Source organism: Hyphomicrobium sp. (assembly GCF_019744875.1).
Classification (GTDB): domain Bacteria; phylum Pseudomonadota; class Alphaproteobacteria; order Rhizobiales; family Hyphomicrobiaceae; genus Hyphomicrobium_C.
The window spans coordinates 304,362-331,075 of the sequence record NZ_JAIETU010000005.1; the positions used below are offsets into that span (position 1 = coordinate 304,362).

Annotated in this window: 28 protein-coding genes; 16 read left to right on the forward strand and 12 right to left on the reverse strand. The window is 65.0% G+C overall.

Features of this window, described 5'->3' with window-relative positions:
- Positions 1-47: 47 nt before the first annotated feature.
- Positions 48-755, reverse strand: a complete 708-nt coding sequence (locus tag K2Y42_RS11525; RefSeq protein WP_291152452.1) for a response regulator transcription factor — start codon at positions 753-755, stop codon at positions 48-50.
- A 148-nt stretch (positions 756-903) separates the two neighbouring features.
- On the opposite strand from K2Y42_RS11525, the gene K2Y42_RS11530 reads away from it, so the two are divergent.
- The 3 genes from K2Y42_RS11530 (at position 904) to K2Y42_RS11540 (ending at position 4,276) form a co-directional block, all read left to right on the forward strand.
- Positions 904-1,671, forward strand: a complete 768-nt coding sequence (locus tag K2Y42_RS11530) for a DUF2470 domain-containing protein (protein ID WP_291152455.1) — start codon at positions 904-906, stop codon at positions 1,669-1,671.
- Positions 1,672-1,799: 128 nt separating this feature from the next.
- Positions 1,800-3,608, forward strand: a complete 1,809-nt coding sequence (locus K2Y42_RS11535; RefSeq protein ID WP_291152457.1) for a phosphoenolpyruvate carboxykinase (GTP) — start codon at positions 1,800-1,802, stop codon at positions 3,606-3,608.
- A gap of 275 nt (positions 3,609-3,883) precedes the next feature.
- Positions 3,884-4,276 (forward strand): hypothetical protein, encoded by a 393-nt coding sequence (locus K2Y42_RS11540; protein WP_291152461.1) that lies wholly within the window; start codon positions 3,884-3,886, stop codon positions 4,274-4,276.
- Here K2Y42_RS11540 and K2Y42_RS11545 read toward each other — a convergent pair.
- The 4 genes from K2Y42_RS11545 to K2Y42_RS11560 all read right to left on the reverse strand — a co-directional run bounded on the left by K2Y42_RS11545 (position 4,268) and on the right by K2Y42_RS11560 (position 7,750).
- The gene (locus K2Y42_RS11545; protein WP_291152463.1) at positions 4,268-5,521 is read right to left on the reverse strand and encodes an NAD(P)/FAD-dependent oxidoreductase; all 1,254 of its coding nucleotides are present in this window, start codon (positions 5,519-5,521) and stop codon (positions 4,268-4,270) included. The genes K2Y42_RS11540 and K2Y42_RS11545 overlap by 9 nt on opposite strands.
- A gap of 169 nt (positions 5,522-5,690) precedes the next feature.
- Positions 5,691-6,413 (reverse strand): cytochrome c biogenesis protein CcdA, encoded by a 723-nt coding sequence (locus K2Y42_RS11550; protein WP_291152466.1) that lies wholly within the window; start codon positions 6,411-6,413, stop codon positions 5,691-5,693.
- 29 nt (positions 6,414-6,442) lie between these two features.
- Complete coding sequence (locus K2Y42_RS11555; RefSeq protein WP_291152469.1) at positions 6,443-6,838, reverse strand: thioredoxin family protein; 396 nt, start codon at positions 6,836-6,838, stop codon at positions 6,443-6,445.
- Positions 6,839-6,937: 99 nt separating this feature from the next.
- Positions 6,938-7,750 (reverse strand): pentapeptide repeat-containing protein, encoded by an 813-nt coding sequence (locus tag K2Y42_RS11560; protein ID WP_291152472.1) that lies wholly within the window; start codon positions 7,748-7,750, stop codon positions 6,938-6,940.
- A gap of 128 nt (positions 7,751-7,878) precedes the next feature.
- Here K2Y42_RS11560 and K2Y42_RS11565 point away from each other — a divergent pair, with 128 nt between their 5' ends.
- Together K2Y42_RS11565 and K2Y42_RS11570 are read left to right on the forward strand one after the other, a co-directional pair.
- A complete protein-coding gene (locus K2Y42_RS11565) occupies positions 7,879-8,553 on the forward strand; it encodes a Crp/Fnr family transcriptional regulator (protein ID WP_291152475.1) in 675 nt (224 codons plus the stop codon).
- 137 nt (positions 8,554-8,690) lie between these two features.
- Positions 8,691-9,500 (forward strand): TlpA disulfide reductase family protein, encoded by an 810-nt coding sequence (locus tag K2Y42_RS11570; RefSeq protein ID WP_291152478.1) that lies wholly within the window; start codon positions 8,691-8,693, stop codon positions 9,498-9,500.
- A 139-nt stretch (positions 9,501-9,639) separates the two neighbouring features.
- On the opposite strand, the gene prfH is transcribed toward K2Y42_RS11570, so the two are convergent.
- Genes prfH through K2Y42_RS11585 form a run of 3 tightly spaced genes read right to left on the reverse strand, consistent with a single transcriptional unit; the run spans position 9,640 to position 11,684 of the window.
- Complete coding sequence (prfH, locus tag K2Y42_RS11575) at positions 9,640-10,278, reverse strand: peptide chain release factor H (protein ID WP_291152480.1); 639 nt, start codon at positions 10,276-10,278, stop codon at positions 9,640-9,642.
- Complete coding sequence (locus K2Y42_RS11580; protein WP_291152482.1) at positions 10,271-11,443, reverse strand: RNA ligase RtcB family protein; 1,173 nt, start codon at positions 11,441-11,443, stop codon at positions 10,271-10,273. The genes prfH and K2Y42_RS11580 overlap by 8 nt, the downstream gene beginning before the upstream one ends.
- A complete protein-coding gene (locus K2Y42_RS11585) occupies positions 11,412-11,684 on the reverse strand; it encodes a hypothetical protein (RefSeq protein WP_291152485.1) in 273 nt (90 codons plus the stop codon). The genes K2Y42_RS11580 and K2Y42_RS11585 overlap by 32 nt, the downstream gene beginning before the upstream one ends.
- A 45-nt stretch (positions 11,685-11,729) precedes the next feature.
- On the opposite strand from K2Y42_RS11585, the gene K2Y42_RS11590 reads away from it, so the two are divergent.
- Positions 11,730-12,698 carry an HAD family hydrolase gene (locus tag K2Y42_RS11590; RefSeq protein WP_291152487.1) on the forward strand — a complete coding sequence of 323 codons (969 nt, stop codon included), beginning with the start codon at positions 11,730-11,732 and terminating at the stop codon, positions 12,696-12,698.
- 1 nt (position 12,699) lies between these two features.
- Here K2Y42_RS11590 and K2Y42_RS11595 read toward each other — a convergent pair whose 3' ends face one another.
- Entirely contained in the window at positions 12,700-14,247 is a 1,548-nt protein-coding gene (locus tag K2Y42_RS11595) for an anti-phage dCTP deaminase (protein WP_291152490.1), read from the reverse strand.
- Between the two features lie 770 nt (positions 14,248-15,017).
- Here K2Y42_RS11595 and K2Y42_RS11600 point away from each other — a divergent pair.
- Positions 15,018-15,773 carry a methyltransferase domain-containing protein gene (locus K2Y42_RS11600; protein ID WP_291152492.1) on the forward strand — a complete coding sequence of 252 codons (756 nt, stop codon included), beginning with the start codon at positions 15,018-15,020 and terminating at the stop codon, positions 15,771-15,773.
- 27 nt (positions 15,774-15,800) lie between these two features.
- Here K2Y42_RS11600 and K2Y42_RS11605 read toward each other — a convergent pair whose 3' ends face one another.
- Complete coding sequence (locus tag K2Y42_RS11605; protein ID WP_291152494.1) at positions 15,801-16,733, reverse strand: peptidoglycan-binding protein; 933 nt, start codon at positions 16,731-16,733, stop codon at positions 15,801-15,803.
- Between the two features lie 340 nt (positions 16,734-17,073).
- The gene (locus K2Y42_RS11610; RefSeq protein ID WP_291152497.1) at positions 17,074-17,454 is read right to left on the reverse strand and encodes a hypothetical protein; all 381 of its coding nucleotides are present in this window, start codon (positions 17,452-17,454) and stop codon (positions 17,074-17,076) included.
- Positions 17,455-17,645: 191 nt separating this feature from the next.
- Here K2Y42_RS11610 and K2Y42_RS11615 point away from each other — a divergent pair, with 191 nt between their 5' ends.
- The 6 genes from K2Y42_RS11615 (at position 17,646) to K2Y42_RS11640 (ending at position 20,890) form a co-directional block, all read left to right on the forward strand.
- Positions 17,646-17,852 carry a hypothetical protein gene (locus tag K2Y42_RS11615; protein ID WP_291152498.1) on the forward strand — a complete coding sequence of 69 codons (207 nt, stop codon included), beginning with the start codon at positions 17,646-17,648 and terminating at the stop codon, positions 17,850-17,852.
- A gap of 119 nt (positions 17,853-17,971) precedes the next feature.
- Entirely contained in the window at positions 17,972-18,259 is a 288-nt protein-coding gene (locus tag K2Y42_RS11620; RefSeq protein WP_291152501.1) for a hypothetical protein, read from the forward strand.
- Positions 18,260-18,458: 199 nt separating this feature from the next.
- Positions 18,459-18,548, forward strand: a complete 90-nt coding sequence (gene pqqA, locus K2Y42_RS11625; RefSeq protein WP_020087993.1) for a pyrroloquinoline quinone precursor peptide PqqA — start codon at positions 18,459-18,461, stop codon at positions 18,546-18,548.
- A 503-nt stretch (positions 18,549-19,051) separates the two neighbouring features.
- Positions 19,052-19,141 (forward strand): pyrroloquinoline quinone precursor peptide PqqA, encoded by a 90-nt coding sequence (gene pqqA / locus K2Y42_RS11630; protein WP_291152505.1) that lies wholly within the window; start codon positions 19,052-19,054, stop codon positions 19,139-19,141.
- A 148-nt stretch (positions 19,142-19,289) separates the two neighbouring features.
- Entirely contained in the window at positions 19,290-19,727 is a 438-nt protein-coding gene (locus K2Y42_RS11635) for a GNAT family N-acetyltransferase (protein WP_291152507.1), read from the forward strand.
- Between the two features lie 107 nt (positions 19,728-19,834).
- On the forward strand, positions 19,835-20,890 hold the full coding sequence (locus K2Y42_RS11640) for an acyltransferase family protein (protein ID WP_291152508.1): 1,056 nt from the start codon (positions 19,835-19,837) through the stop codon (positions 20,888-20,890).
- 20 nt (positions 20,891-20,910) lie between these two features.
- Here K2Y42_RS11640 and K2Y42_RS11645 read toward each other — a convergent pair whose 3' ends face one another.
- Positions 20,911-21,396, reverse strand: a complete 486-nt coding sequence (locus tag K2Y42_RS11645) for a hypothetical protein (protein ID WP_291152510.1) — start codon at positions 21,394-21,396, stop codon at positions 20,911-20,913.
- Positions 21,397-21,780: 384 nt separating this feature from the next.
- Between K2Y42_RS11645 and K2Y42_RS11650 the strand changes: the two genes are divergently transcribed.
- The 3 genes from K2Y42_RS11650 (at position 21,781) to K2Y42_RS11660 (ending at position 26,678) form a co-directional block, all read left to right on the forward strand.
- Complete coding sequence (locus K2Y42_RS11650) at positions 21,781-24,519, forward strand: hypothetical protein (RefSeq protein ID WP_291152511.1); 2,739 nt, start codon at positions 21,781-21,783, stop codon at positions 24,517-24,519.
- A gap of 312 nt (positions 24,520-24,831) precedes the next feature.
- Entirely contained in the window at positions 24,832-25,761 is a 930-nt protein-coding gene (locus K2Y42_RS11655) for a sulfite exporter TauE/SafE family protein (protein WP_291152512.1), read from the forward strand.
- Entirely contained in the window at positions 25,758-26,678 is a 921-nt protein-coding gene (locus K2Y42_RS11660) for a TIGR02186 family protein (protein ID WP_291152513.1), read from the forward strand. Before K2Y42_RS11655 ends, K2Y42_RS11660 begins: the two co-directional genes overlap by 4 nt.
- Positions 26,679-26,714 lie beyond the last annotated feature (36 nt).

Consider the following 26,714-nt stretch of genomic DNA (forward strand, 5'->3'; position numbering starts at 1 on the left):
GCTCAGTACGCGCGCTCCGGGGAGTGCGCGAAGCGGGCCTGCCGGCGCTATGCTTCCTTGAAGCGGTAGCCTACGCCATACAGGGTCTCGATGACATCGAAGTTGTCGTCGACCTGCTTGAACTTTTTCCGCAAGCGCTTGATATGGCTGTCGATCGTACGATCGTCCACGTAGACCTGATCGTCGTAGGCGGCGTCCATGAGCGCGTCGCGCGTCTTGACCACGCCGGGACGGTGGGCGAGCGCCTGGAGGATCAGGAACTCGGTCACGGTCAACGTGACGGGCCGGTTGTCCCAATGGCAGGTGTGGCGCTCGGGATCGAGCTTCAGCTTGCCGCGCTCCAGGATGTTGGCGACCACCGGCTCCGGGGTCGTGCCATCCTTGGGCGACAGGCGGCGCAGGATGGCGCGCACGCGCTCGACGATGAGACGCTGCGAGAACGGCTTGGCGATGTAGTCGTCGGCCCCCATCTTGAGGCCGAACAGCTCGTCGATCTCTTCGTCCTTGGAGGTCAGGAAGATCACGGGCATGTCGGATTGCTGGCGAACGCGGCGGAGAAGCTCCATGCCGTCCATGCGCGGCATCTTGATATCGAAGATGCCGAGGTCGGCCGGATCCTCCGTCAGGGCTTCGAGCGCGGAGGCGCCATCGCTGTAGGTGCGGACCTTGTAGCCCTCGGCCTCGAGCGCCATGCCGAGCGAGGTGAGAATGTTGCGCTCGTCATCGACCAGCGCGATCGTGCTTTTCTCTTTCATGTTCCGACTTTCCTAGCGGCACCCTAGAGCCCAGATGGCGCTTTATGGCTCCAAGGTGGATCAATTGTGGCGGGAACCTTACTATGCCCCAGCGCCTGAACCAAAACTGAACAGGCACAAGCGCAAAACGGAACCACGAGGCAATCCCATGGCAGCCCAAGATCCCGATCTCCCGCAGCCGCCGGCCGAGGCCAAGGCCTCCCCTGGCGTGGCTGCCCGTACGCTGGTGCGCCGCGCCCTCAAGGCGTCGCTCGCAACGCTGGATGCGGGGACGGGCCATCCTTACGCCTCGCTGGTCACAATCGCAACCGACGTGGACGGCACGCCGCTGTTTCTCATCTCAACTCTCGCGCTGCACACGAAAAACATCGCTAACGACGACCGGATCAGCCTGCTGTTCGACGGGACGGACGGGCGGGGCGACCCGCTGGCGGGCGGGCGCGTCACGCTGATCGGGCGAGCGGCCAAGTCCCGGCGGCCGACGGCGCCGGAGCGCTTTCTCGCCCGCCACGAGGCCGCGCGCGGGTATGCGGGGTTTCCCGATTTCGCGTTCTACGAGCTGGTGCCCGAGCGGGCGCACTACATCGGGGGGTTCGGGCGCATCGTGGACCTGGCGCCGAGCGACCTCCTGGTCGACCTGTCCGGCTCGGCCGCGCTGGTCGAAGGGCATGACGACGTCGTCTCGCACATGAACGAAGACCACGCCGCGGCGATCGAGCTTTACGCAACCGAGCTAGCCGGTGCGCCGGGCGGGGCCTGGCGCATGACCGGGATCGACCCTGAGGGCATCGACCTCGTCTGCGACGGCATTACGGCCCGGTTGCCGTTCACCACGCCTGTGCATTCGCCCGACGGGGCGCGCGAGCAGCTCATTCGTTTCGCAGCGGCGGCCCGAGCCCGAAATGCCCAGAAGTAAGCGGCGTTGCTTACTTCTTGTGCGCTTGTCGTGTTGTTCTTTCGGATGATAGATTCGACGCCCCCGCCACCATAAGAAGGAGCCGAAATCACCGACAACCGAGTCTCATTCGTGCGGAGGAGCGCCCAATGAACGCAATGCGGCCTGGCGAGTTGCGTGAACGTTGTCCCGCCGTGCTGGCGTTCGTCGATGAAGCGACGAACCTTTTCAAGCCGGATACCGTCATCTGGTGCACGGGCAGCAAAGCCGAATACCAGTATCTCTTGCGCGCCATGGTGAAGACCGGAACGGCGCAATGGCTCAACCCGGAGCTGCGCCCCAACTCCGTTCTCGTCCGTTCGGACCCGGCCGACGTCGCGCGCGTCGAAGATCAGACCTTCATCTGCTCCGTATCACCCGACGACGCAGGGCCGACGAACAACTGGTCCGACCCCGCCAAGATGAAAGCCAACCTGCGCGAGTTGTTCGACGGCGCCATGGTGGGGCGCGTGATGTATGTGGTGCCGTATTCGATGGGCCCGGTCGGCTCGCCGATTGCGCGCATCGGCATCATGATCACGGACAGCGCCTACGCGGCCGCCAGCATGCACATCATGACGCGCGTGGGCGACACCGTGCTTGCCGCGCTCGGCACAGGCACAGATTTCGTTCGGGGACTACACACGGTCGGCGTGCCTCTCAAGAAGGCCACCTGGGCCGACGAACCGTGGCCCTGCAATCAAACGAAGTACATCGCGCACTTCCCCGAGACGCGTGAGATCTGGTCCTACGGCTCGGGATATGGCGGCAACGCGCTGCTCGGCAAGAAATGCCACTCGCTCCGCATCGCCTCGGCGCAGGCGCGCGACGAGGGCTGGCTCGCCGAGCACATGCTGATCCTCAAGCTCACCAATCCCGAAGGAAAATCGAAGTTCATCGCGGCCGCGTTTCCCTCCGCCTGCGGCAAGACCAATCTCGCGATGCTGGTTCCCACCATTCCCGGCTGGAAGGCGGAAACCATCGGTGACGACATCTGCTGGATGAAGTTCGGCGCCGACGGGCGGCTCTACGCCATCAACCCCGAGACCGGCTTCTTCGGGGTCGCGCCCGGCACATCGAACGAGAGCAATCTCAATGCGATGAAGACTCTGGACGCCAACTGCATTTTCACGAACGTCGCGCTCACCGAAGACGACGACATCTACTGGGAGGGCATGGGCAAGGAGCCCCCGGCCCAACTGACCGACTGGCTGCGACGGCCCTGGACGCCATCGGCCGGCAGGCCTGCCGCGCACCCCAACGCGCGCTTCACCGCGCCTGCCGCGCAGTGCCCCGTCATCGCCAAGGAATGGGACGATCCGGCGGGCGTGCCAATCGATGCGATCCTGTTCGGCGGCCGGCGTGCGTCCGTCGTGCCGCTCGTGTCCGAAGCCCTGTCGTGGCGCCACGGCACGTTCCTCGGCTCGATCATGGCATCCGAAAAGACCGCCGCGGCAGCCGGGCAGATCGGCGACCTGCGCCGCGACCCGATGGCGATGCTGCCGTTCTGCGGCTACCACATGGGCGACTACTTCCGGCACTGGATCGAGATGGGGGAGAAGGGCGGCGAGACCATGCCGAAGATCTTCTACGTCAACTGGTTCAGAAAGAGCGCGGAAGGCAAGTTCCTGTGGCCCGGCTATGCCGAGAACAGCCGCGTGCTGAAGTGGATCTTCGAGCGCTGCGACGGCACGGCAGAGGCGATCGAAACGCCGATCGGCAAACTTCCGGCCGACGGCGCGCTGGATCTCGACGGTCTCAAGGTCGAACCGTCCGCCATGGCCGAGCTCTTGAAGGTCGATCGCGAAGGCTGGAAGGCCGAGCTGCCATCGATCAAGGAGCATTTCGAGACGTTCGGCGCCAAGCTTCCGCAAGGGCTCGCAGCCGAACTCACCGCGCTCGAGCAGCGGCTCGGCTGAGCCGGGGGCTTCCTCATCGACGCACCTGCAGCGGCCCCGGACGCAAGTCTGGGGCTTTTTGCATTGCTCCGTGCTCGGCGCGACAAATTCGACGTGCTGGCCACTCGCTCTGCGCCATGAATCGTGATCTAAAATTAGGCATCCAAGTGCGCGGCGGGGCGCCCTCGGCCTGTCAGAGTTTTCAGGTCTGCTTCACGCTTCGGCGCGATTTCGTCCGACGCGTGTTCCGATATCTGACACGCTGATCGTCATTGGCGGTTCCGTGGGCGAATGCGATGCTGAACTGGCTTCTCAGGATGCTTCGGCGCCCGCCCGACGCGGCGCCAAAACCCATCGTCGCGACGCCGGTGCGCGTCACGCACGACGATAAGCTCATCACGGTCAACGATGGCGCGAGCGCGCCGGTTTCCATGACGTGGCCCGAGGTCGGCAACGTTTCCGTTCTGACGACCGACGCTGGGCCCTTCGAGGCAGACTTGTTCTGGATCGTGACGGACCGCGACGGGCGGCAGTCCCTGATCGTGCCGATGGGCGCCGAGGGGGAGCCTGCGCTGCTGCAGTCCATGCAGGCTCGGCTGGCCGGTTTCGACAACATGGCCGTCGTGGAAGCGATGAGCAGCACCTCGAACGCCGTCTTCCAGATATGGCCCGCCGCCGATCTAGCCTAGATCGCTGGCGGCTTTCGGCACCGCGACGTCCGGCGCGGCGCCGATGTTCGCCTGCTTGGCGCGGGCCTCTGGTGCGAGCCGCTGCATCGCGTCGCGCACGGTATGCATGGCCCACCGCGAGAGGCCCAGCGCAACCGCTGCCAGGCGGCGGGCCGACCAGAGCGCCGACGTGTCGAGCGCCATCGCCCTCATGCGGAGCGCAAGCGCGAACGAGCGGGCGTCGGACCGGCATTTGGCTTCGTCGTCGTAGAAGCGCCCGATCTTCTCGACGTCCATGCCCGGCGTTGCGAGCCAGTCCGAGACGTAGCCGTTACACAGGCGCTCGACATCGACGAGAGCCTTGCGGGCGCCCGTGCCGGCGGCCGGGCACGCCGTCGCGAACGCGTCTCCGATCAGCACGACGCCGGGCTGGCGATAGCCGCGCGTTGCATAAAGATCGATGGGGCGGACCTTGACGGGGCCTGCGATGCGCATCGGGCCGGTCAGGCGGGCGAGGCGCGGCATGGCGGCGTTCAGCGTCGCTTCGGGATCGTCGCGGAAGGCGCGCAGCCATGGGTCGCCGACCTCGCGGTAGACGAACAGGTTCGCGCGCATGCGCTGGCCGATGGGAAACAGCGTGATGTAGGAGACGCGGTGACGGGCGCGCTCGCTGTAGTGCGTGAGGGCGCGGAACGGAAAGCGGCTGCCCGGCTCCGGCTCGACGTCGAAGCCGATCGTCACCGAAAATCCTGTTGCGAGATCGATGCGGTCCATGCCCATCGACTGGCGCAACGCGTTGCCCAAGCCACTCGCCAGGATGACGAGACGCGCCGTCACAACCTCGCCGGATGCGAGCGTGACGCGCTGGAGATCCGGGCCGTTGGCGACGTCCGTCGCCTTGTCGCGCTTGAACACCACATTGGATGGGATCTCGGCGCGCAGCGTGTTCACAAGCCGGCCATAGTCGATGCCGTGCTGGTCGCTCAAGCGCTTCTCGATCAGATGGCCGAGGCGCGAGACCCAGGCGCGCTCGTCATGCGTGGATGCGGCGCGCACGGCATTGGCCAGGCCCGTCTTCTGCAGCACCGCCATCTGCTCGGAGTCGAGCTTTTCGCAGCGGAACTCGGCCGGATAAACGGCATGGGGATCGACGACGGCGACGGCATGTCCCGCCCGCGACAGCATCGTCGCGGCGATGGACCCGGCAAGGCCCGCGCCGACAATGACGACGTCAAAGATCCGTTGGTCCGCTGCGGTAACTGACACGCGCTGTTCCCGTACCCATTCTGTCTGCACAAAATACGGAGGTATCTCACCGCCAGTGTTATGCGGAATACGGGCCAGGAACCGTTAACATCGGCCGCCGGGGGCGCCGCTTTCGCGGGCGTGATCAATATTCCGTTAATCGGCCGGTTCGGGAGACTGAAGAGCGGCCCTAGTAGCGGGTCGTAAGCTCCGTGAGCCAGGCGGGGGACGCCGCCACGAGCGCGGCCTCGATCGACTTGTCGAGCCCGGTCAGGATGAGCAGCGCGACGGCGATCAACAGAGCCCCGAGCACCGCCTTGCCGCCGCTGCCCGCCTGCATCAGGCGGCTGCGCCAGCGGATCATGGCCTCGCGCGAGAGAAGCCCCATGAGCAGCAACGGCAGGGCGGCGCCGATGCCGAACACCGCCATGGTGGCGGCGACCTCGCCGAGATTTTCGCCGCGGGCCGCGAGCAGCGACGCCGCGCCCAGCGTCGGGCCGACGCACGGCGCCCAGACCGCGCCGAGCAACAGTCCCAGCAGGAACTGCCCTTGAGAGCCGCGCGTCGAAAACCGGCCGAAGGTTTCCTCGATGGTGTTTCCGAACGGGCTGCCGGCGGCGGCGAGCCGGACCTGCAGCGGCTGGACGACGAGGACCAGCCCGATGACCAGCAAGACCCCAGCCGCAATGGTGCGAAACAGCCCGGCATCGAGGCCGAGTGCAAAGCCGATCGTGGCGACGAACAGGCCCAGAACCGTGAAGGACAGCGCCACGCCCAGCGCAAGCGCCGCGGGCGCCCAACGGTGCTCCGCCGCCGCCGCGCCGAGCACGATCGGAAGCAGCGGCAGCACGCAGGGCGACAGCACCGACAAGACGCCTGCGAGCGCGGCGAGGGCGAGAGCACCGAGTGTCATGCCTCAAGACCGTCGTTGGACCGATCCACCTAAAGCGCCGACTTGATCAGAGCCTCGATGCCCTTGGCGCTCGTGTCGCCGGCGGAGCGGCCCGTTTCCGTCTTGCCTTTGTAGGCGATGAGCGTGGACTGGCTGCGCGCATTCAGCTCTTTCAGCGCTGCGCCGCCGGTGTCGAAGTCGAGCTCGTACAGCACCACGTCTTTCAGGGCGGGCTCGTCCTTGATGGTGTCGATGGCCTTTTTCTGAGCAGTGCACGTTGGGCACCAGGGCGCAGACACATGGATCACGACGGCCTTGCCCGCCGCCTGATCGGCAGCGACGGCGGCGGCGTCATAGGTCTTTCTTTCCAGGGCGGCGGCCGGTTCCGACACGGCGAGGCCGAACGACAGCATCACGGCGGCGAGCATCATAAGGCGTTTGATCATGGTATTCTCTCCCAAGGGGGCCGGATTTGATTTGTCTCCCGACCGGTATGCGTCCGCCAATGGATACGCGGCCGGGCGGCTTCAGTTTCGCGTTGCACGTCAATTGCGGATCGCGCGGTCCAAATTCTTTGACTTGTCGAGATTGAGCGCCTGATCCGCGTTCTTCATGGCGCCGATGCGGGCCGAGTTGACGTCGGCCCCCTCGAAATCGGCGCCCGTCACATCGGCCCCCGTGAAGTCGGACCCGCCGAGCTCGCTGCCGGCCAGCGACGCGCCCGTGAGGTCGGCGCCATTGAGCACCGTGTATTCGATCAGAACGCGACGCATGTTCGCCCCCTTCATCGAGGCGCCCGTCAGATCGGCACTGCGAAACGTGCCGCGCATGAGACCCATCGACTGGTTCTTCTCGTCGGCCGAAAGATCAGCACCGTCCAGCTTGGCGCCCTTCAGGTTCGCTTTTGAAAAGTCGCCCGCGACGCGCGCGCCCGTCATGTCCGCGCCTTCGAGGTTGGCGCCGACGAGTTGCGTGCCGAACAGGCTCGCGCCCTTGAGATTGGCGCCGGTCCATTTCGAATTCAGCGACCAGGCGGAGTCGAGGTTGACGCCTTCGAGGTTGGCGTTCGAGAAATCCGATCCCATCAGGCGGGCGGCCTGCAGGCTGACGCGGCGCAGGTCCATGCCGGAGAGGTCGAGCTTGTTCAAGGCCTTGCCGAACAGATCCAGCTTTTCGCCGGGCGCCAGCTTGGCGATGGCGGCCTCGATGTCGGCGCGGCTCATCTCGGCTTTCGTGAACTGGTCGGACGAGAGATCGACCATGTCGAGCATGCTTTGGGCCGGAGAAGCGGCCGGATTGAACGCCACCGCGAGCACGATCGCGATTGAAACTTGCAGGACCTTCGACATGCGGGGCATGAGCGCTCCTTCTCTTTTTTCTCAAGTCGACGGCGCCGTGGCCGGATTTTATCACTTCTGCCGTGAGAGAGTTGGGTATTCGAGCTATAGAAACGCATCTGTAACCTGGGTCACGGACGCCTCTCGCAATGACGACAGCCGAACTTGAGGAGCGCTGGCTCGCGCTTTTTCCGCCGCTCGCCGCGCTCGCGCCCGAGCACTTGTCGTTTGCGCTGAGCCAGGTTCGCTTCCCCGAGTTGCGCGAAGGCGATGCGGCCTATCGGCAGGGGTGGGATTGCCCGAACTACGTGATGTGCCTGGGCGGCGGCACGCGCACCTTCAAAACCTCGAGCTCGGGCCGCGAGTTGCTGCTCTACAAGGTGGCGGCAGGAGGCACGTGCGTGTTCACGACGCAGTGCCTGCTGGCGGGCGGCACGTTTCCGGCCGAGAGCGTCGCGGAAAGCACGACGCGGCTCGCCGCCCTTCCCTCGGCCGCGTTCCATCAGCTCATGGGCCAATCGGTGCCCTTCCGGCAGTTCGTGCTCGACGACTACAGTAAGCTGCTCGCAACCATGATCTCGCTCGTCGACGAGATGGCTTTCGCGTCGCTCGAGCAGCGGCTCGCCGGCCGCCTGATCGCAGAAGCGGACGCGCAGGGCTGCGTGGCTAAAACCCACCAGCAGATCGCGCTCGATCTCGGCAGCGTGCGCGAAGTCATCAGCCGCTATCTCGGCGAATGGGAACGGGCCGGATGGATCCGCACCTCGCGCGGCAGGATCGAGATCCTCGACCGCAAGGCGCTCGCAACGCAGCGGGGAGTGTGAGGTTTTTCAAACGATTGCATGCCGCCATCCCCAAGCGGGGCAGGGTTGCAGGTTGTGCCGCTGACGCCTCGGGGAAATCCGGCTAAGGTGGCGCCAACGCATCCGCCTCTCCCCCGAGGCCAACAAAGGACCGACCGATGTTCGACCCTGAAAATCCGCCCGAGATCCAGACCTCCGCCTGGCTCAACGTCGACAAGCCGCTGACGCTGAAGGGCCTCAAGGGGCGCGTGGTGGTCGTGGCCGCCTTCCAGACCCATTGCCCCGGATGCCTCAAGCACGGCCTGCCCCAGGCGGCGCGCCTGGCGGCCGCTTTCAACGACGACGAGGTGGTCGTAATCGGTCTCAACACGCCGTTCGAGGAGCCGGAGAAGCAGGACAAGGCGGCGCTCGAAGCGTTCGTCGCCGAGAACGAGTTCACGTTCCCGATCGCGCTCGACAAGACCGGCGGAAAGGGCTCGCTGCCGAAGACGATGGAAGATTACGAAATCCGCGGCACGCCGTCGGTGCTGGTCTTCGACCGGCAGGGACGCCTGCGGCGGCACTATCTCGGCCAGGTGGACGATCTCCGCATCGGCGCGGAGGTGATGGCGCTCACCATCGAGGCGCGCGATGCGCCGCGCGAGCAGTCGATTGCGCTCGAGCGCCGGCTCGCGGCGGTGCTGACCGATCCGAACGAGCATCACCATCATGGCGATGGCTGCGGCTGCGGGCATGACCACGGTCACGATCATGGTCATTCGCATGACCATGGACACGACCACGGGCACGCTCACGCCGAAGGTGGCGGCTGCTGCGGCGGACATGGCGCGCACGATCACGAGCACGGCCACGAGCATGCCCACGCGGAAGGCGGCGGGTGCTGCGGTGGCCATGACCATGCGCACGATCACGGCCATGAGCACGCCAAGCCCAAGGCGAAAGCCGCCACGGCGAAGGCCTCCCGCTAGTCGACTTCCGAGACGATCCTTGAGGCGTCCCTCCCTCTCCCCGGTCGTGGCGAAGCCATGCTCCGCATGGGGCGAAGCCATGCTCCGCATGGGGCGAAGCCATGCTCCGCATGGACCGGAGAGAGGGGAATGCTGGCGGTTAGCGACGCTCCCGAAACGCCGCGCCTTCGAACGTGCGGATAGGCTTGCCGCGTTCGAGGGCATCGTGCTGGGCCCAGCGGTCGTGCTCGGCGTGGCGCCTCGCGGCGGTTTCTCCTGCCGCCAACAAGCCCGCCAGACGCGCCAGCGCGAGCTTCTTGTTCATCGCCTGAGAGCGCTCCTCGCGCGCCGTCGCCACGAGCCCGGTGGGCTTGTGCGTCGCGCGCACCGCGCTCTCCGTCTTGTTGACGTGCTGGCCGCCGGGGCCGGACGCGCGCATGGCTTCGAAGGTGACGTCCGACACGCGAAGCGCGGTGTTGCCGGTGTCCAGCGGCGCCAGCGCCTCGACGCCGACAAACCAGTTCTTGCGCTTGTGGGTTGGCCTCAGAGGCGACGGGCAGACCCAGAGCACGCTGCCCCGGTTCTTGAGCGCGAAATCGCTCGCGCCTTCGCCTTCGAGAGACAGCAGTGCCGAGAGCAGCGCGCCGCGAGCATCGCCTTCGACCGTCTCCAGCACCTCGCAGGCGAGGCCGCGTTTCACCGCCTCCTTCTGCAGGACGAGCGCGAGCTTCGTCACGGCGAGCTGGCACTCGGCGGGGCCGCGTCCGGACGTGATGTGCAGCCACAGAAGCTCACTCATCGCTCGCCCTCCGCACTTTGTACGTCAAGACCGGTCGGTAGACGGCGATGGTGGTGATGAGGTCGGCCGCTTCGAGATCCGCGATCACCTGGGCGATGTCCTTGTAGGCCTGCGGAGCCTCGTCGTAGAGCAGCTCGCGATCCTCGCAGATGACGCGGCCGCCCAGTTCCGTGCGCTGCAAGTCCTCGACGCGATACTTGTGCGAGAGGCGCGACTTCGCATAGCCGCGCTGCCAGCGGCGGCCCGCGCCGTGGGCGAGCGACCAGGCGGCCTTTTCGCCCGCGTCTGTCGCGCGGACGAGATAGCTCGGCGTGCCGCGCGATCCCGGGATCATCAGCGCGCCCGCCGCGAGGGCTTCGCGCGTCGACGCGGCACCCTTGCGATGGATCCAGGCCGGTGCGCCCTCGAACTCCTCACGCGTCACCATGTTGTGGGCGACGTCCGACACGCCGCGCGCCTCCGCGCCGATCTCGCCCGCGAAGCGATGGGCAATCAGCGCGCGGTTGGCGCGGGCGAAACGAAGGCCATGCTCGTGGCGCGCGAGATAGTGCGAGGCCGCCTCACTGCCCTCTTCGAGCGGGTTTGCGCCGTGACGCGCGATCAGCTCCTGGAAGATGTCCTGGCCAAGGGCGCGGCTGCCCGAGTGGACCAGGATGGCCGCATTGGCCTTGTCGAGGCCGAGGCCCGCGAACGCCGCTGCGTCGCGCACCTCCTCCACCACCTGCAGCTCGGCGAAGTGATTGCCGCCGCCGATGGTGCCGAGGCCCGCATCCGCGAGCGACGGCGCAAGCTGGAAGCGCGCGCGCCAGGGATCGAGGTCGCCGTCCCACGGCTGCTCCAGCCCCGCGATGCGTTTCTCGATCCGGTCGAGCTTGAGCTTGCGGGCGGGAAGATCCGTTGCCCAGAAGCTCATGCCGCAGCCGATGTCGTTGCCGGCGAGCGCCGGATAGAACAGACCACGCGAGACGAACGCGGCGCCGACGGCGATGCCCTTGCCGGGATGCAGATCCGGAAAGCCAGCCGCCATCACCATGCCGGGAAGGCCTGCGGTGTGGTTCAATTGTGCGAGGGCCGCGCCCTCGATCCAGGATTTGTCGGAAGTAAAAAGGCGGACGTTGCCGTGCGGCGTGCCGCTATGCAGCGTGTCCGAATTCGAATTGCCCATTGGGAAGCCCGAAGAAAACAGAGGTATCCATGCCCGCGATGACGCCACCGCGGACGGCTGTGATCAGCGTCTCGTTGGTGGCTGGGCGCATGGAGGTCTCCTTCGGCAATTCTTTTTTCGCGGTTCGCGAGAGCGGGGCTTCTACGAGCGAATTGCGACGGAAACAAGCCGTATCCTGATAAAAACGCCGTGATTGCGCGGCGTTCAAGTTGTGCATCCCGCCTGTCGCCGCCTTCAGCACGCCACCCGAATCGGGGGACTGTCTTGCCAGTTGGCAAGAGGCAGGATGACGATGACTGAGCGCGCGACGGGGCAGAGCAAAGAGCGGGGCGAGACCGAGGTTTCGGCCGAGCACGAGACTTCGACCGCCGCGAAATCGAAGAAGAAGCCAAAGCCGGCCGAGACCTTCAACAAGAAAACCATCGCGCTCGTCTACGATTTCGATGGCACGCTTTCGCCGCGTCCGATGCAGGAATACTCGTTTCTGCCGCAGCTCGGCATCGAGGCGAAGGCATTCTGGGACGAGTGCACGCAGGTTGCGCGCGCGCAGGGCGCCGATCCGCTCATCACCTACATGCACCTGATGTACAAGAAGGCCAAGGAAAAGGGCCTGCGCATCGACCGCGCCGATCTCGTGCGCCAGGGTGCATCGGTGGAGCTGTTTCCGGGTGTCGAGACGTGGTTCGACGCCATTGCGGACTACATCAAGATCCGCGCCGAAAGCGCCGGCGTGGAGCTGCGCCACTACCTCGTCTCATCGGGCCTGACCGAGATCATCGAGGGCACGAAGATCCGCCCGCACTTCCACAACGTGTTCGCCTCGGAATACTGGTTCGACGCCTACGAGCTGCCGTACCCGAAGCGCGTGATCACCGACACGGGCAAGACGCAGTACCTGTTCCGCATCAACAAGGGCATCGAGGATCTCGGCGAGAGCATCAACGCGCACATGCCGGAAGAACAGCGGCCGATCCCGTTCCGCAACATGATCTACTTCGGCGACGGCGAGACCGACGTGCCGTCGATGGCCTTGATGCGCAAGAGCGGCGGGCACGCCATCGCCGTGCATCCGGCCGAGAAGGGCCGCGGCTACGCGACCTGCCTGGACTTGTTCCGCGCGGGGCGCGTGGACTTCTACGCCACCGCCGACTACCGGCGCGGCAGCGACCTCTTCAAGCGGACGTGTCTGCTGCTCGACCGCATGCTCGCCGACATCGCCGTGCAGGAGGAGGTTTGGAAGGTGGGAAGGGGATAGACTAACTGGACGAAGAAGCCGATTTAAGTTTGCTAAGTACCTTTAGCTCGATCTCACAATAATTCGGCTGGTAGGTCTCGATTCTTGGTCGCGCGACTCCACGATACCATCTCTGAGCGATGCCGGAACGGTCTTTTCTTTTTTGCTTTTCAAAAAGATCTCTATACCGAAAAGGCGAGATACCTTTAAATGCCTCGAATTGCACCTTCTTCGTATCGGCCCCCTCGATATCAATCGAGTCCTGATGGAGATCGGTCGCATAGCTTTTTGGATACGGTTCAATGTAAACAACGCGATCAATTCCTGCGGCAACAATATGCTTTGCACACATGTGACATGGGAACGTTGTGCAATAGAGGGTTGCGCCTTGGGTATCAAGGCCGCTTCGAGCAGCGTCGCATATAGCAGACATTTCCGCGTGAATAACGCGTCCGAACTCCAATATATCCATGAGTTTCGATTCTTTAAATACGGCGCTCCGCGACAGCTCTTTCGCGATCTCCGACGCGTCACCCTTGGCGCATAACTCCGGTGACAAGCAACTTCCAACCCGCATCCTTTCTACAAGATCAACGAACACTTCAAACTTCTTTTGGTCGTTCGGGTCGCAACCTAGGACAAAATCCCGCGCATCATTCGCATCGCCGGCCCAATATGTCCCTCCTCGCGCCTTCGGCACTTCGTTACAACCCAGCGATATCACCTCTCCCGTTGTCCGAAATATCGCGGCACCGACCTGACGAGAAAGATCGGCTGAACGGAGCGAAGCAGATTTCGCCATATACATTCCGTACTCATCTCGATTCGGCGTTACACTGTTGTCGCCGAAAAGCAGCTGCACGAAACGCTTTATGTTCGCCTCAGCGGCTGGTTGCGATGTTGCATCGATGAAGACGTCGCCGAGATGGAACGCGTCTCTAACTTTCTGACCGTGCACATCGGTCCCTTCGTTGTCGTCTTTCATTACAAGCGCGAAAGCGCTGTTGCGCACTACGACGTCCTTAGTGAGCCCTCCACACGACCTCTTTTCGCTAACCTCGATTCTCCGTATCCGCGCTGATTGCGGTGCGAAGTTAGACAACAAGATGAACTGCCTACCGTACACTCGACGCAAAAGGGCGACCTCCTCGGGCCTTTTCAGCTGCCTAATAATGTAAGCCTGATTGGGAAGGGGGATTTCTCTCGGATCTTTTCCGTTGTCCTGTCCCTGTGCCATCTCAGAATGTGGCTGCCTTCGAAGCCATTCTTCTGCTCGGAACTTTCGTATTCCACCAATTGCCAGCGCAGCTAGTGCATCGTCACCCAGTCTGGCCCTCACAGCATTGGCATAAGCAATTTTCTCCTCATACGATTTTATGAATGCGGACGCGACAATCGGCGGCTCGCCATCAATTTCCGTCATTATCTCCGTAAGCTTCAAAAGATGAGAACCGTACCCCATCTCTAACAGCTCTTGTTTCAGGATGTCGGTTATGAGATCGAGGTCCACACCAATAGGTGCCACGAGCCCAAAAACCAGTTCGGGTGCAGATTCAAGTGATTCATCCATGCAACGCCCTCGGAGGAAGGAAGGAATAGAAGGGGGGAACTTACATTTAAATGTTGAGTTGGTTGGAGATAGGCGTCTTACTCTGGCTCACACCAAGAGGGGGTTCGCAGATGTCAACGGAAATGAAATCAAGCGCGGGCTGGCTCAAGGATGACTTGGAGCGCGCCGCAAAGCGGTTGGAACAACTGACACGTGCTGAGCGAAGCGTGACATGCCCCGCCGATAGGCTACGCGATAGTGTTGAGACCTCTCGAAATTGCGAACGGGCAACCGTCGACAATAAAAGAAGATGACTCGGCTATCGTCAAGGATAGTCCGCTAACGTTCTAATGTTAGTCGGATTGCGCTGCTGACGATGCTTCACCTTTCCTTCGGCTTCACAACCGCGATGATGTCGGTTTGAACGATGCCGTCTTGATTCCGTCATCCCGGCGGAGGCCGGGATCTACGGCACCCAGCAAATTGGCTGATCGTTTTTCGGCATGCCGACGGTGAGGCGGTCAATGCCTTGCCTCCACACTAAGCGCGCATCTGCGGAAACTTGCATGGATCCCGGTCGTCCATGCGCAGCATGGCTTCGCCATGACCCCGGGATGACGGAGGGAGGCGCCGCGTCGCTTGCTAGGTAGCTCTCCCCGTAGCGGTTACATTGCTTTGATCGGCGATGTGCACCGCTCACTATGCTTCGGGGTTGTGATTGTGCGTGTTGTTCGCCATCTACGGCCGGAGTGGCAGCAGCACGGGGCGCGATCATCCATGACGAAACTCCCATGACGGACGTGGCAGAGGATTTCACGCGGCGACTGCTGGCCGATGCAGGCGTGCGCGAAGGCATGCGCGTGCTCGACATTGGGTGCGGCTTCGGCGACGTCGCGTTTCTGGCGGCGCAGCTCGTTGGGCCGCGCGGACAGGTTCTCGGCATCGACCGCAGCGAGGCGCCGCTTGAGACGGCCCGCGCCCGAGCGCGCGACCGCGGTCTCGACAGTGTTCGCTTTGCGCGGGCGGATCTGGCGACGCTGTCGCCGGAACTCGGCACGTTCGATGCCGTCGTCGGACGGCGCGTTCTCATGTACCAGCCCGACGCGGTCTCCTGCCTCGCGCGACTCGCGGCCGTGCTCGCGCCGGGCGGCCTGATCGTGCTGCAGGAGCATGACTCGACGTCGATGCCGCTCTGCCAGCCGGCCATGCCGTTGCACGAAAAGGTGCACGCCTGGATGTGGGCGACCGTCAGGAGCGAAGGGGCCGACGTGCAGATGGGCCTGCATCTCTCCGCGCGCCTGGAGCAGGCGGGGTTCGGGGTCGAGCGCGTGCGCGCGGAAGCAACCGTCGTGACGCGGGATCAGCCGCATACCATCGCCTCGATCGTGCGAGCCATGGAGGGCCGTATGGTAGCCGCGGGCGTGGCGACGGCGGACGAGCTTCAGGTGGCGACGCTGGATGAGCGGCTGGCCGCCGAACGCGAGACGACAAACGGCATCTGCCTCTGGGAGCTGGTGTTCGGTGCGTGGGCGCGAAAGCCGGGCTGATCCTCGACCCAGGTTTTTCGTGTCGCCTCAAAAGAGCTTGTTGAGGCTGCGCTGCAGGCTTTTGAAGCCCTTCGACACCTGACGCGAGAAGGACGGCTGCTTCTTGTAGCGGCGCGCGACGCGTGGGCGATCGGGACGTGCGGCCTTGCGACTGACGGCGGCGGCGGCAGCCGCAGCAGGAAGGGCCGCCGTTTCGAGGCCCGCTTCGGACGCGGACGGCTCAGGATCGACCGCGGCCATCTCGCGGTTTTCCGTCTCGCGTGTTTCCGTCTCGCGCGCGCTTGGCAGTGGTGCTTCTGCGCGGCTTTCCGGCTGGGCGGGATCTTCGTCAGTCAGGGCGGGCGGCGCAACCTCCGGCGTGTCGTCGGCGACCGTGCGCTCGGCGGAACGGTCCTCGCGACCTTCTTTCAGTGTTGCAAGCTGTGGTCTCGCATCTTGCGCGGCAGCGGGCGCGCCGCAGGCCTCGCCGCCGTCGCGCGCGCAGTCCGGCGAGCATAGCGCGGCGGGATTGGATTCGATCAGCACCAGAAGAACCGGGTCGGCGCGGTTGACGGGCAGGCGCGCGTTCACGACGGTGGTGAAAGCGGCCATGGCCTTGCGCGTCGACGGAGACCAGACGCCGTTGACGCGGCCGCTGTAGCAGCCCGCGCGCTTTAACTGCTGCTGGACGGCGCGCACGACAGACACCTGATCCGCGAAGCGATCGGGGTCGGCCAGGCCGTCGGCGCCTTGCGCATTCGCTGTGTCGTCGTCGTGCGGCGCGTCGGCGGCATCGCGCGCGCGGGGACGAGCGGCCGGGACGGGCATGGGCGGCGTGAGTGCGACGGTTTTGAACACGGGGCTGTTGACGACCACCTCGTCGCTCGGAGGGCTTTCACCCCCGGTCCAGACCACGTAGCCGACAATCGCCGTCGCGAGCACGGCGCTGCTGCTCGCCACGATTGCGGTTAGACTCGGCAACGCGAGGCTCGGAAGCCGCAGGCTTGGGATCGTGAGGCTTGGTAGTCCTATACTTGGCAGCGCATCGCGCGCCGGAAGGCGATCCGCAATGGAATGCCAAAAAGCTGCAGGATCGAAACGCATCGACGCCACCCACCGATACACTGGACTCCGGCCGCGCCTCCTGCCGGAAGCCCTCCAACCGGACGCAGAGCGGCCAACACAGCCCCTCAGCGATTGCCACGTAGTCCCCACTCATCCCGCACACGGCCTTGAGCTTAGCACGTGCGCGCCGTCATCACATCGTGTCGTCCACTGTCTTGTTGCGCACGTGTCTCGCAGCTCCCGTGTGCTGGGCCATTCACCGGTCCGGCTTCAAGAAGCGCGCGGCGACCCAGCCCTGGTGGCCGCGATACTCGACGCGGCACCACGGAAGCTTGGCGTTGGCGCGCTCGTCCGCCGTCATCTCGGCCCAGCGGTCGAAACTCGGCTCGGGCGTGATGCAGCCGAAGCCCTTGAGGCCCTTCGCCGTCGGCGGGATGTCCGCCAGGATCTTGCTGTCGCCATGCGGCACGTCCCGCATATGCAGAACATCGTCCGATGTGACGCCTGTCACAGCCCATGTTTGCGAGGGGGCCGGTGCGGCCTCCTCGGCGCGCGCGGGCTGCCCGGCCGCGAGCGACCCTGCAGCGAGTGACGCCAGTCCCCCAAAAATCGTGCTGCGGATGATCCCTTTCGTCATCGTCCCCCCTGCGGTGAGCCTATCCGCCGCCCCCCAGCGGTCCGTTGCCGATTGCATCGCAACTTCGGGAAACCCACATCAAGAATATGCCCTCGCTGTGACGAGAGCGGCCGGAAAAGCGCGTCGCGCATGGATCCATAACGCGGCTTGCGCGTTCTTATTGCGGGTGAAATTAGCTCTGGGAGACGACCATGGCCTTCGAAGACGTTACGGCGGAAGCCGGCATATTGCTCACACGCATGCAGAACGAGCCGGAAGACCGGCATGAAATCTATCTGCAGCTCCGCGAGAAGCTGAACGAGCTGCGCGCCTTCGGGATGCCGGTGCCTCAGGATCTCCTGGATTTCGAAGCGGCGCTCGAGGCCGAGTTTTCGAGCGAGCAGGACGTTTCGAAGTAACCCCGTTAGGCACCCGCACGATCGTCCGACTTGAGCGCCGTCATGCGAGCCGCTAAGCGAAGAGGCGTGCCGCCCGTGGCGGCCCCGCACCGCGATATCCGCATGACCTAATTGCCCGCATGACCCATGACGCCGACAGCCTCGACAGCCGACGTACCCCGGCCGTTCTGCGTCTTCTGACGCTCGTCGCCGGAAGCCTCGAAGTCATCGCCTTCACACTCTCGGCCCACCTCATGCTGTTTTCGGACGCGGCGGGCCCAGATACTGCGCTTCTGATCCTGGCTCCGCTCCTTGGACTGACGATCCCGGGCATGATGCTCGCTCTCGCCGACCGGGCTCCAGCGATTGCGCTCGCGATGGTGACGCTCGCCCTGCCGGCCGCAGCCGTGGCGCTGACCTATATCTAGGCCAGCCGATTGATATGGCGCGCCTTTCCTGAGCGCTCATCCGTCCGGTCGATAAGCATATCTATAAGTTGCAATAATTTTCCCTGATGCACGGATCACGAACTTGCGATTTGCCGTTATTGGGGTGCTTGCCTATATACCTACCAGCGACAGACGGGCTGGCGGCCCGCTGAGCACCAAAACTTAGGAGGAATATATCATGAAGACCTGGATGAAGCCCTCGGTTCGCGAGCAGGAAGTCGGCCTCGAGGTTACCTCGTATCTGCCGGCTGAGATCGACATCATCTAACGTCGATCGGCTTTCAGTCGAATTCAACGGCGGCCGCTAAAGCGGCCGCCGTTTTCTTTTGTGGCGCCTTCAAACGCTTCTCCGCCGCGGTTTTCGCCGAACCTTTCCGCCGCGCAATCGTTTCGACTTCAGACCTTTCGAATTCGATGGTCCTTAGGCGACGCATGCGCTTTCAGCGCATTTACCGGCGGCGCCATGCACCGGATCGCATCATTGCTCGATGCGCGACTTGTGCCCGGTTTTGCTGGCCCAGGCGTTCCACGTCGCCTTCTCCGTCGCCTTCTCCCCGATTTCCGCTCCCGCGAAACGTCGCCGGCTCGCTCCGCCTTTCTCTTTTCGCGTGAGCGCGCGCCTCTCGTGCAAAACGCTACATAGTAGCATCAGACGCACTGATGGATTTGAATTGAAAATACGATTGGCAACTCCGGCCGCGACTCCCTATTTATCATGGTGCGCGACGTTGTTTTCGAAGCGCGTTTTTCAAATCCAAGGAGGAACTACTCATGAAGACCTGGATGAAGCCTGCCGTTCGCGAACAGGAAGTCGGCCTCGAGGTTACCTCGTACCTGCCGGCTGAGATCGACATCATCTAACGTCGATCGTTTTCGGTCTTTAGCGCGGCGGCCGCCACGTGCGGCCGTCGCGCTTTTTTATGCGGGGCCGGTCGCGTCAAGCCGCTGGCCATGCGCGCAGAAAGCGCAAATGATGACGGGCCCTTCCGTTCACGAGAGGCCCCAGAGAATGCTCATCCGCCATCCCGTACCGAGCGACGAAGCCGCCTGGCGTGGGCTTTGGGCGGGCTATGTCGCCTTCTACGAAGCCGACGTCGCCGAGGCCGTCACCGCCCGGACCTGGGAGCGGCTGATCCATAAGCAGGACGGGCTCGTGTGCCGGGTCGCCGAAGCGGACGGCACGATCTGCGGCTTCAGCCTTTCGGTGCTGCATGCCGGCACGTGGAGCCTCACGCCCGTCTGCTACCTGGAGGACCTGTTCGTTGCTCCCGAGCAGCGCGGCCGCGGCATCGGGGAAGCCCTGATCCGCGATCTTGTGGCGATGGCCAAGAGCCAGGGGTGGTCGGGCCTCTACTGGCACACGCGCGCCTCGAACGCGAACGCGCGCCGCGTTTACGATCGCTTTACCGTGGCCGACGATTTCGTCCGCTATCGGCTGCTTTTCTAACGGCTTCCGCCGCATGCATCCGAAAAAGGAACGGCTTTTGCTCATGCTCGGGCAGAAGTGCCGAAGCGTCTCGCCGTGAGACGCCGGCCGAGGTATGAGGCGCGAAAATGGCACGTAGCGAAGCCGGACAGGACACCCGGTTGGCGTGGGTCGATGTAGCCAAGGGGCTCTGCATCCTGCTGGTGGTGCTGATGCACGCGACCCTCGGCGTCGAGAAGGCCGTGGGCTTCGACACCGGCCTGCACGGCTTCATCGAGTGGGCGCGGCCGTTCCGCATGCCGGACTTCTTCCTCATCTCGGGGCTTTTCCTTGCCGCGCGGATCGACCGGCCGTGGCGCAGCTATCTCGACACGAAGGTCGTGCACTTCGCGTATTTCTATGTGCTCTGGCTCACGATCCAGTTCGCCATGAAGGCTCCTGGCATGGTGCAGGAGAACGGGGCGGCGGCGACGCTCGCCGACTACCTCACCAGTTTCGTGGTGCCGTTCGGCACGCTCTGGTTCATCTACCTGCTGGCCGTCTACTTCGTGGTTGCGAAGCTGCTTCGGCCGCTGCCCAAATGGCTGGTTCTGGCGGGCGCGGCTGCGCTGCACGTTTTCGCCCCGCACACGGACGTCTTCATCGTCGACGAGTTCGCAAGCCGCTTCGTATTCTTCTTCGCAGGCTATGCGCTGGCGCCTCAGGTGTTCGCGTTCGCCGACCGCGTGCGCGCGGTTCCTGTGGCGGCCATCGCGGCCGGGCTCGGCGTGTGGGCCGTGTTCAACGCGGTTGCCGTCTCCTCCGGCGCGGCGCATCTGGCGGGCCCGGACCTCGCGTTCTCGTTCATCGGCATCGGCGCCGTCATCGCGCTCAGCGTCGCCATCACGCATCGCTTTGCCGGGCAGGTGCTCGGGTACTGCGGACGCAATTCGATCGCGGTCTACCTGGCGTTCCCGCTGTTCATGGGGCCGGTGCGGATCGTGCTCCTGAAGCTCATCGGCGCGGACGCGGCGACCGCCATCGCCGTTGCTTCGGCGCTCGCGGGCGTCGTCGGCGCGCTTGCGATGCAGTGGGCGCTCAAGGGCACGCGCCTGAGCTTCCTGTTCACCCGTCCGGCGGCGTTCCGGCTGCAGTCGCGCCGTGACGCCAGACCGGCTTCCTCAGCGAGCCCCGCCGCGGCCTGACCGCCGCGCGGAGCAGAGCCTCAAAGCGGAACTTCGGGCTGCTTTTTGGCTTCCCGCTCCAGGCGGTCGATGCGCTCCTTGAACTTCTTCACCATGCCCTCGACGTAGTCGAACATCTTGTCGACGTCGCGCTCGTTGGGTACGGGCAAATCGCCGGGAGGGGGCGGTGGGGCCGCATCTCCTGCGGACGGCGCGCCGAGCGGTCCGTCGCGCAGGCGCTTCTCCGCTTCGAGCGCGCGGGCTTCGGCTTCGAGTTGCTCGACGCGCTTCTTCAGCTCGCTTTCCTGCACCGGCATATCCTTGCAGGACCACGCGCCGTCCTTGCCGGTGCAGAACGACATCGCCCCCGTCTCACGATCGAGGCGAATGACGCCGCCGTCCGCCGGCATCATCGAGTACCGACCGGCCTCCTCGCCGGCCGCAGCGGCCGGGGTTGCCAATACCGCCAAGAGGGTTGCGACCAGCCAAAGACGCACCGTGCCTTGGCGACCATTCCAGTGTTCCACCGCTGCTCTCCATTACAGAAATACGGGCCCACGTCACACGTCCGCGCGCCGGTCCTTCCCGGCCCCGGATGGGCTCCAAATTCCCTCTGATTTAGCAACCGATTGTGACCGCGTCCGGCCTGCCGGCGGCCGATTGTGCGAATCACCTCGTCCCTCCCCAGCCGAAAAGCGGTCGGAAAGCCCCGATTTGTGCCCGCGCAGCACGACTTAACGCATCGTTTACTGGCGGCTGTCAGCTTGAACCCGATCGGGTTTTTGGTTTGTGCCTCGTCTGACCCTTCGAACGCGTCTCGACCCGGCACACCGGAGCGGTTTTGACCGCTCTACCCCCTCCACTGGGGAACGGCCGGCGACGAACGCCGCACTGCCACCGTGGGGACCGCGATGTTGCATAGTGACCAAAAGGGTTGGCCAGCGCCGCACGGCGCCTATGGCTGGCCGCAAGCCACGGGATTTGATGGCGACGCCATCTCCATGGGACCTGATGGCGCTGCCATCCAGGCCCTCGCGCGCGATATCGAAGACATGCAGCGCCGCCAGGGCGACAGCATCGCGCACATCATGGGCCGCCTGAAAGCGCTCGAAGCGAACGCCGCCGCACGGCGCGCTGCGCCGGAAAGCGTGCGGGCTCCGGCAGGCGATGAGCCTTGGGATGCGGCCAACGCCGAAGCCCTGATGCAGAGCTACGAAGCGCATGCCGCTTCCCCCCCGCACGGCGCCGGATACGGCCCGGCCTACAGACCCGACCAGAGCGGCCATGCGCCCCACTACGGCGCCGGCCCCGCACACAGCGCCCAGGACTGGATCGGCCATCGGTTCAGCGATGTCACGGACCGCATTCGCCGCACGCTGACCGACCTCAAGCCCGGCAGCACGATGGCGCTGCTCGAAGAGCGCCTGGACCAGTTCCAGCGCCACATCGCATTGGCGCTCGAAGACGTCGTGCGGCGCTCGGATATCGAGGGCATTCGTCTCATCGAAGCGCACGTTGCCGATCTCGGCGACAAACTGGTCGATCTCGAGCGCCAGGTTGCGCGGCTCGACGGCATCGAAGCCGACGTCCGCAGCGTCATCGAACAGGTTTCCGATGAGCGCATCGCCAAGCTGATCGACGGCAACGCCCGTTTCACCGCCGACCTCGAAGCGGTCGCACGCCGCGCGGCCGAGGAAGTTCACGCCCGCCTCGGCGGCACGCACGAGCCCGACACGCGCGCGCACGATGACCTGCGCGCCATGATCGAAGCCTCGATCCAGGATCGCCGGGCGGCCGAAGCCGAGGCCGCCACGCTCGTGAACGGCCTGTCGGGCCGTATGAGCGCGCAGGCCGACCGCTACGACGAACTCAAAGCGCTGATCGTGCAGGCAACGCAGGAGCAGCGCCAGGGCGAGCAGACCGCCATCGGCATGCTCGACACGCTGCAGCAGGCGCTGGTGCAGGTGCTCGACCGCATAGACGTGCTGGAGCAGCGTCAACCGGTCTCGGCAGCGATGGCCGTCGCGCCGATGGCCGCAGAGCCCGCCGCGCCGGTCTTCGGCTTCGGCTCAGCAGACGCATTCCGCCCGTCGCCGCGCAGCGCCGTGATGGCCACCTATGAAGCTGACGAATCGCAGCGGAGCGAGTTTCACGCCGAGCCCGCGCCGTTCGCCGCCACGCGTGAGTTCCCCGCCGACCTTCCGGAAGCCGGCGACGGCGAGCCGCATTTCGACCGCATGCGCCGCGATTTCGTCGCCGACGCCCGCCGCGCCAAGATGAAGGCGGCCGCCAACCGCGCCGAAGCCGTGTCCAGCACGCCCGAACCGGCCAAGAGCCGCGGCGTCGACAAGACGCGTGCCGCGCTTGCGCAGGTGGCCGGCATTCAACTTCCGAACGTGGGCGGCAAGCTGTTCGGCGCTTCGCCGAAGCTGCTGGCCGGCGCGCTCGCGCTCATCGTCGCCATCAACGGCGGCCTGCTGCTGCTCAACCGCAAGGACACGCCTGCGGCGGCTCCTCCCGTGATCGTGCAGCCGTCGCAAGACCCCGCTGCCGCACCGGATGCGCCCGCCGCAGATCCTTCTGCCGGTCCTGCCGCCGATCCGGGGCCGCGCTCCGATACCGGAAGCGAGGGCACGGGCTTCGCCGAGGTTGAGCCGCCCGCGGATACCGATACGGCCGCGACGCCTTATGGCCTGCAGGACGACGTTCTCGATCCGCCCGCGGCCACGACGCTCGACGGCTCGGCCGCCCTCGTTCCGAGCGGCATGACGATCGCGCGTCCGGCGGGATCGATGCCCGACGAAATGGTCGCCGACGTCTACCAGCAGCAGGTGCTCGCCAGCCTTTCCGGCAAGCTCGGAAATGCAGTCGCCGGAAAATCGACGGATGCGTTGCTGCCCGACGCCAATGGACGCATCGACAACATCGCTCATTCGCCGACCGCCGCCCAGGACGGCGCGGCTGGTGATCGCACAAGCGCGCTCGACCTGCCGCCTGTCTCGGTCGGACCGCTCTCGCTGCGCATCGCGGCCGCCAACGGCGACGCCTCGGCTGAATTCGAAGTCGCGGCGCGGCTTGCGGAAGGCAAGGGCACCGAGCAGAACTACGGCGAAGCGCTGCGGTGGTATCAGCGCTCGGCTGCCAAGGGCTTTGCGCAGGCGCAGTATCGCCTCGGCACCTTCTACGAACGCGGGCTCGGCGTGCCGCAGGACGTGGAGCGGGCCAAGGTCTGGTACACGCGTGCAGCCGAGCAGGGCAACGTCAAGTCCATGCACAATCTCGCCGTGCTTGCCGCCGGCGGCGACAGCAGCAATCCGGACTATGCGGGCGCCAGGTCGTGGTTCGTGAAGGCGGCCGAGCACGGCCTCGCCGACAGCCAGTACAATCTCGGCGTGCTCTTGGAGAACGGTCTCGGCACGAAGGTCGACAAGGCCAACGCCTACAAGTGGTATGCGCTGGCGGCCAAGAACGGCGACACGGACGCGCTGGAACGGCGTGATGCTCTGAAAGCCGCGTTCACGCCTGAAGTCCTGAAGGCGGCCGATCGCCTCGTGGCCGACTTCAAGGTCCGCCGCGCCACGCCGCTCGCCAACGATGCGCGCGCAGCCGGTGAAGATTGGAAGAAGCGCGCAAACAACGGCAACGGCTAGCAGCCGCTCAAGGTCTTCCGTACCAGTCCGACGATTTGAGCCACCGGCGGCGCGATCCAATCCGATCGCCCGCCGGTCGCGCGTCTATCCCGTTGTTTTGGCGCACGGCTTGGCGAAAATCCGATCGGCCGGTCCGGCAAGCGCTCTAGCACTTGCCCACAAGGTTCAATACGATGCGGCGCGAGAGCGGCTCTGCCTCCGGGCCGCTTCGCCGCTCGGTCTGGGGCCGCTTCGCCGCCGCGCACCGTGGCGGTTTTCGTTCTGCTCCCCATTATGACGCTCACTGCGACGAAACGGGTCTCAGCGTACAGTATGCATATCTACCTGCCGATCGCCGAGATGTCCGCCAACGTGCTGCTGTTTCTCGGCATGGGATGCGCGGTGGGGTTCCTCTCGGGGCTGTTCGGCGTCGGCGGCGGGTTTCTCATGACGCCGCTTTTGATTTTCTCCGGCATCCCGACGGCGGTTGCGGTCGGCACGGGGGCGGCGCAGATCGTGGCGGCCTCAGTATCCGGCGCGGTCGCCCAGTACCGGCGCAACAACGTCGACATCAAGATGGGCGTGGTGCTGCTGGCAGGCGGCGTCGTGGGCTCGGTCATCGGCGTCAAAATGGTGCGCATCCTGCGCATGGCGGGGCAGTTCGACCTGTTCGTGGCGCTCGCCTACGTGACGTTCCTCGGCGTCATCGGCACGTTGATGCTGATCGAGAGCGCCAGCGCCATCCAGGCCGCGCGCAGCGGCGCGCCCCGGGCGCGGCGTCAGCCGGGACAGCATTCCTGGATCCACAAGCTGCCGTTCAAGATGCGCTTCCATCGCTCGAAGCTCTACATCAGCGCACTGCCGCCGCTGATGATCGGCGCGTTCGTAGGCTTCCTGGGCGCCATCATGGGGGCCGGCGGCGGCTTCATCATGGTTCCCGCGATGATCTATCTCTTGCGCGTGCCGACCAATGTCGTGGTGGGCACGTCGCTGTTCCAGATCGTGTTCGTCTCGGCCGTGACGACGGTGATGCAGGCGTCGGAAAACTACAGCGTCGACGTGGTGCTGGCGCTGCTGCTGATCGTCAGCGGCGTCGTAGGCGCGCAGTACGGCGCGGCGGCCGGCGCTCGTCTCAAGGGCGAGCAACTGCGGCTGTTGCTTGCGGCGCTGGTGCTACTGGTCTGCATCCGCATCGGCTGGGATCTCGTCGTCACGCCGCCGGAGCTGTTCAGCATCACGACCTCGCTGGGGGCTCCGGAATGACCCGTCGCTGGATCGCGCTCTCCGTTGTTTTTGCAGCTCTTGCCGCGGTCGCGGCTCCGGCGCACGCCGCGCCATCGGAGCCCTCAGCAACGTCGCGTGAAGCCGCGCCCGCCCGAGCCGCCTCGCCCAACATCGAACTGGCCCAGCGCCCGCGCAAACCGCTGCCGGGCAAGCCGCCTGCGGGCGCGCCCAAGGAAAGCGTGGAGGCGGATGTCTCCTCGCGCACCATCGCCGTCACGTCGGGCTTCACGGGTACGGAAATCGTGGTCTTCGGCTCGGTCGTCAACAGCCGCCAGACCAGCGCGGAGGCGGGCTACTACGACGTCGTCGTCGTGCTGGAAGCGATGGCGACCCCGCTGCTGGCGCGCCGCAAGTCGAACGTTGCGGGGCTCTGGGTCAACACGACTTCGGTCGGGTTCGAAGGAGCGCCGAGCTACTACGCCATCGTCTCGACGCGGCCGATCGAAGAGATCGCCGACGAAGACCTGCTCGAACGCCACGCCATCGGGCTCGATTTCGTGCGCCTCGCGCCGGCCGCCCGCTCGGCCATCGAAACGCAAGCGAGCGACCTCAAGGCGTTCAAGGAAGCGGTCGTCCGGCTCAAGCAGAAGGAAGGGCTCTATATCAAGGCGGACTATGGCGTCATCTTCATCGGCCAGAGCCTATTCCGCAGCTCCATCACGCTGCCCGCCAACGTGCCGGTCGGGCCGCTGACGGCGCGCGTCTATCTGTTTCGCGAGGGGGAATTGCTCAGCACGTTTTCGTCGCGCGTGAAGTTCGAGCGCGAGGGCATCGAGTTGTGGCTCTACCGCTTCGCGATGCGCCAGCCGGTGCTCTATGGGCTGTTTGCGGTGTTCGTTGCGGTCGCGGCCGGACTGATCGCGTCGACGGTGTTCCGGCGCCGAGATGCGGCGTGAAGGTGGGCAGTGGGCAGTGGGCAGTGGGCAGTAAAG

Excerpts from the sequence above, each read along its gene's own strand:
- K2Y42_RS11525 (WP_291152452.1), bottom strand. The coding sequence starts at position 755 with ATGAAAGAGAAAAGCACGATCGCGCTGGTCGATGACGAGCGCAACATT.
- K2Y42_RS11530 (WP_291152455.1), top strand. The coding sequence starts at position 904 with ATGGCAGCCCAAGATCCCGATCTCCCGCAGCCGCCGGCCGAGGCCAAG.
- K2Y42_RS11535 (WP_291152457.1), top strand. The coding sequence starts at position 1,800 with ATGAACGCAATGCGGCCTGGCGAGTTGCGTGAACGTTGTCCCGCCGTG.
- K2Y42_RS11540 (WP_291152461.1), top strand. The coding sequence starts at position 3,884 with ATGCTGAACTGGCTTCTCAGGATGCTTCGGCGCCCGCCCGACGCGGCG.
- K2Y42_RS11550 (WP_291152466.1), bottom strand. The coding sequence starts at position 6,413 with ATGACACTCGGTGCTCTCGCCCTCGCCGCGCTCGCAGGCGTCTTGTCG.
- K2Y42_RS11555 (WP_291152469.1), bottom strand. The coding sequence starts at position 6,838 with ATGATCAAACGCCTTATGATGCTCGCCGCCGTGATGCTGTCGTTCGGC.
- K2Y42_RS11560 (WP_291152472.1), bottom strand. The coding sequence starts at position 7,750 with ATGCCCCGCATGTCGAAGGTCCTGCAAGTTTCAATCGCGATCGTGCTC.
- K2Y42_RS11565 (WP_291152475.1), top strand. The coding sequence starts at position 7,879 with ATGACGACAGCCGAACTTGAGGAGCGCTGGCTCGCGCTTTTTCCGCCG.
- K2Y42_RS11570 (WP_291152478.1), top strand. The coding sequence starts at position 8,691 with ATGTTCGACCCTGAAAATCCGCCCGAGATCCAGACCTCCGCCTGGCTC.
- prfH (WP_291152480.1), bottom strand. The coding sequence starts at position 10,278 with ATGAGTGAGCTTCTGTGGCTGCACATCACGTCCGGACGCGGCCCCGCC.
- K2Y42_RS11580 (WP_291152482.1), bottom strand. The coding sequence starts at position 11,443 with ATGGGCAATTCGAATTCGGACACGCTGCATAGCGGCACGCCGCACGGC.
- K2Y42_RS11590 (WP_291152487.1), top strand. The coding sequence starts at position 11,730 with ATGACGATGACTGAGCGCGCGACGGGGCAGAGCAAAGAGCGGGGCGAG.
- K2Y42_RS11595 (WP_291152490.1), bottom strand. The coding sequence starts at position 14,247 with ATGGATGAATCACTTGAATCTGCACCCGAACTGGTTTTTGGGCTCGTG.
- K2Y42_RS11600 (WP_291152492.1), top strand. The coding sequence starts at position 15,018 with ATGACGGACGTGGCAGAGGATTTCACGCGGCGACTGCTGGCCGATGCA.
- K2Y42_RS11610 (WP_291152497.1), bottom strand. The coding sequence starts at position 17,454 with ATGACGAAAGGGATCATCCGCAGCACGATTTTTGGGGGACTGGCGTCA.
- K2Y42_RS11615 (WP_291152498.1), top strand. The coding sequence starts at position 17,646 with ATGGCCTTCGAAGACGTTACGGCGGAAGCCGGCATATTGCTCACACGC.
- K2Y42_RS11620 (WP_291152501.1), top strand. The coding sequence starts at position 17,972 with ATGACCCATGACGCCGACAGCCTCGACAGCCGACGTACCCCGGCCGTT.
- pqqA (WP_020087993.1), top strand. The coding sequence starts at position 18,459 with ATGAAGACCTGGATGAAGCCCTCGGTTCGCGAGCAGGAAGTCGGCCTC.
- pqqA (WP_291152505.1), top strand. The coding sequence starts at position 19,052 with ATGAAGACCTGGATGAAGCCTGCCGTTCGCGAACAGGAAGTCGGCCTC.
- K2Y42_RS11635 (WP_291152507.1), top strand. The coding sequence starts at position 19,290 with ATGCTCATCCGCCATCCCGTACCGAGCGACGAAGCCGCCTGGCGTGGG.
- K2Y42_RS11640 (WP_291152508.1), top strand. The coding sequence starts at position 19,835 with ATGGCACGTAGCGAAGCCGGACAGGACACCCGGTTGGCGTGGGTCGAT.
- K2Y42_RS11650 (WP_291152511.1), top strand. The coding sequence starts at position 21,781 with ATGTTGCATAGTGACCAAAAGGGTTGGCCAGCGCCGCACGGCGCCTAT.
- K2Y42_RS11655 (WP_291152512.1), top strand. The coding sequence starts at position 24,832 with ATGCATATCTACCTGCCGATCGCCGAGATGTCCGCCAACGTGCTGCTG.
- K2Y42_RS11660 (WP_291152513.1), top strand. The coding sequence starts at position 25,758 with ATGACCCGTCGCTGGATCGCGCTCTCCGTTGTTTTTGCAGCTCTTGCC.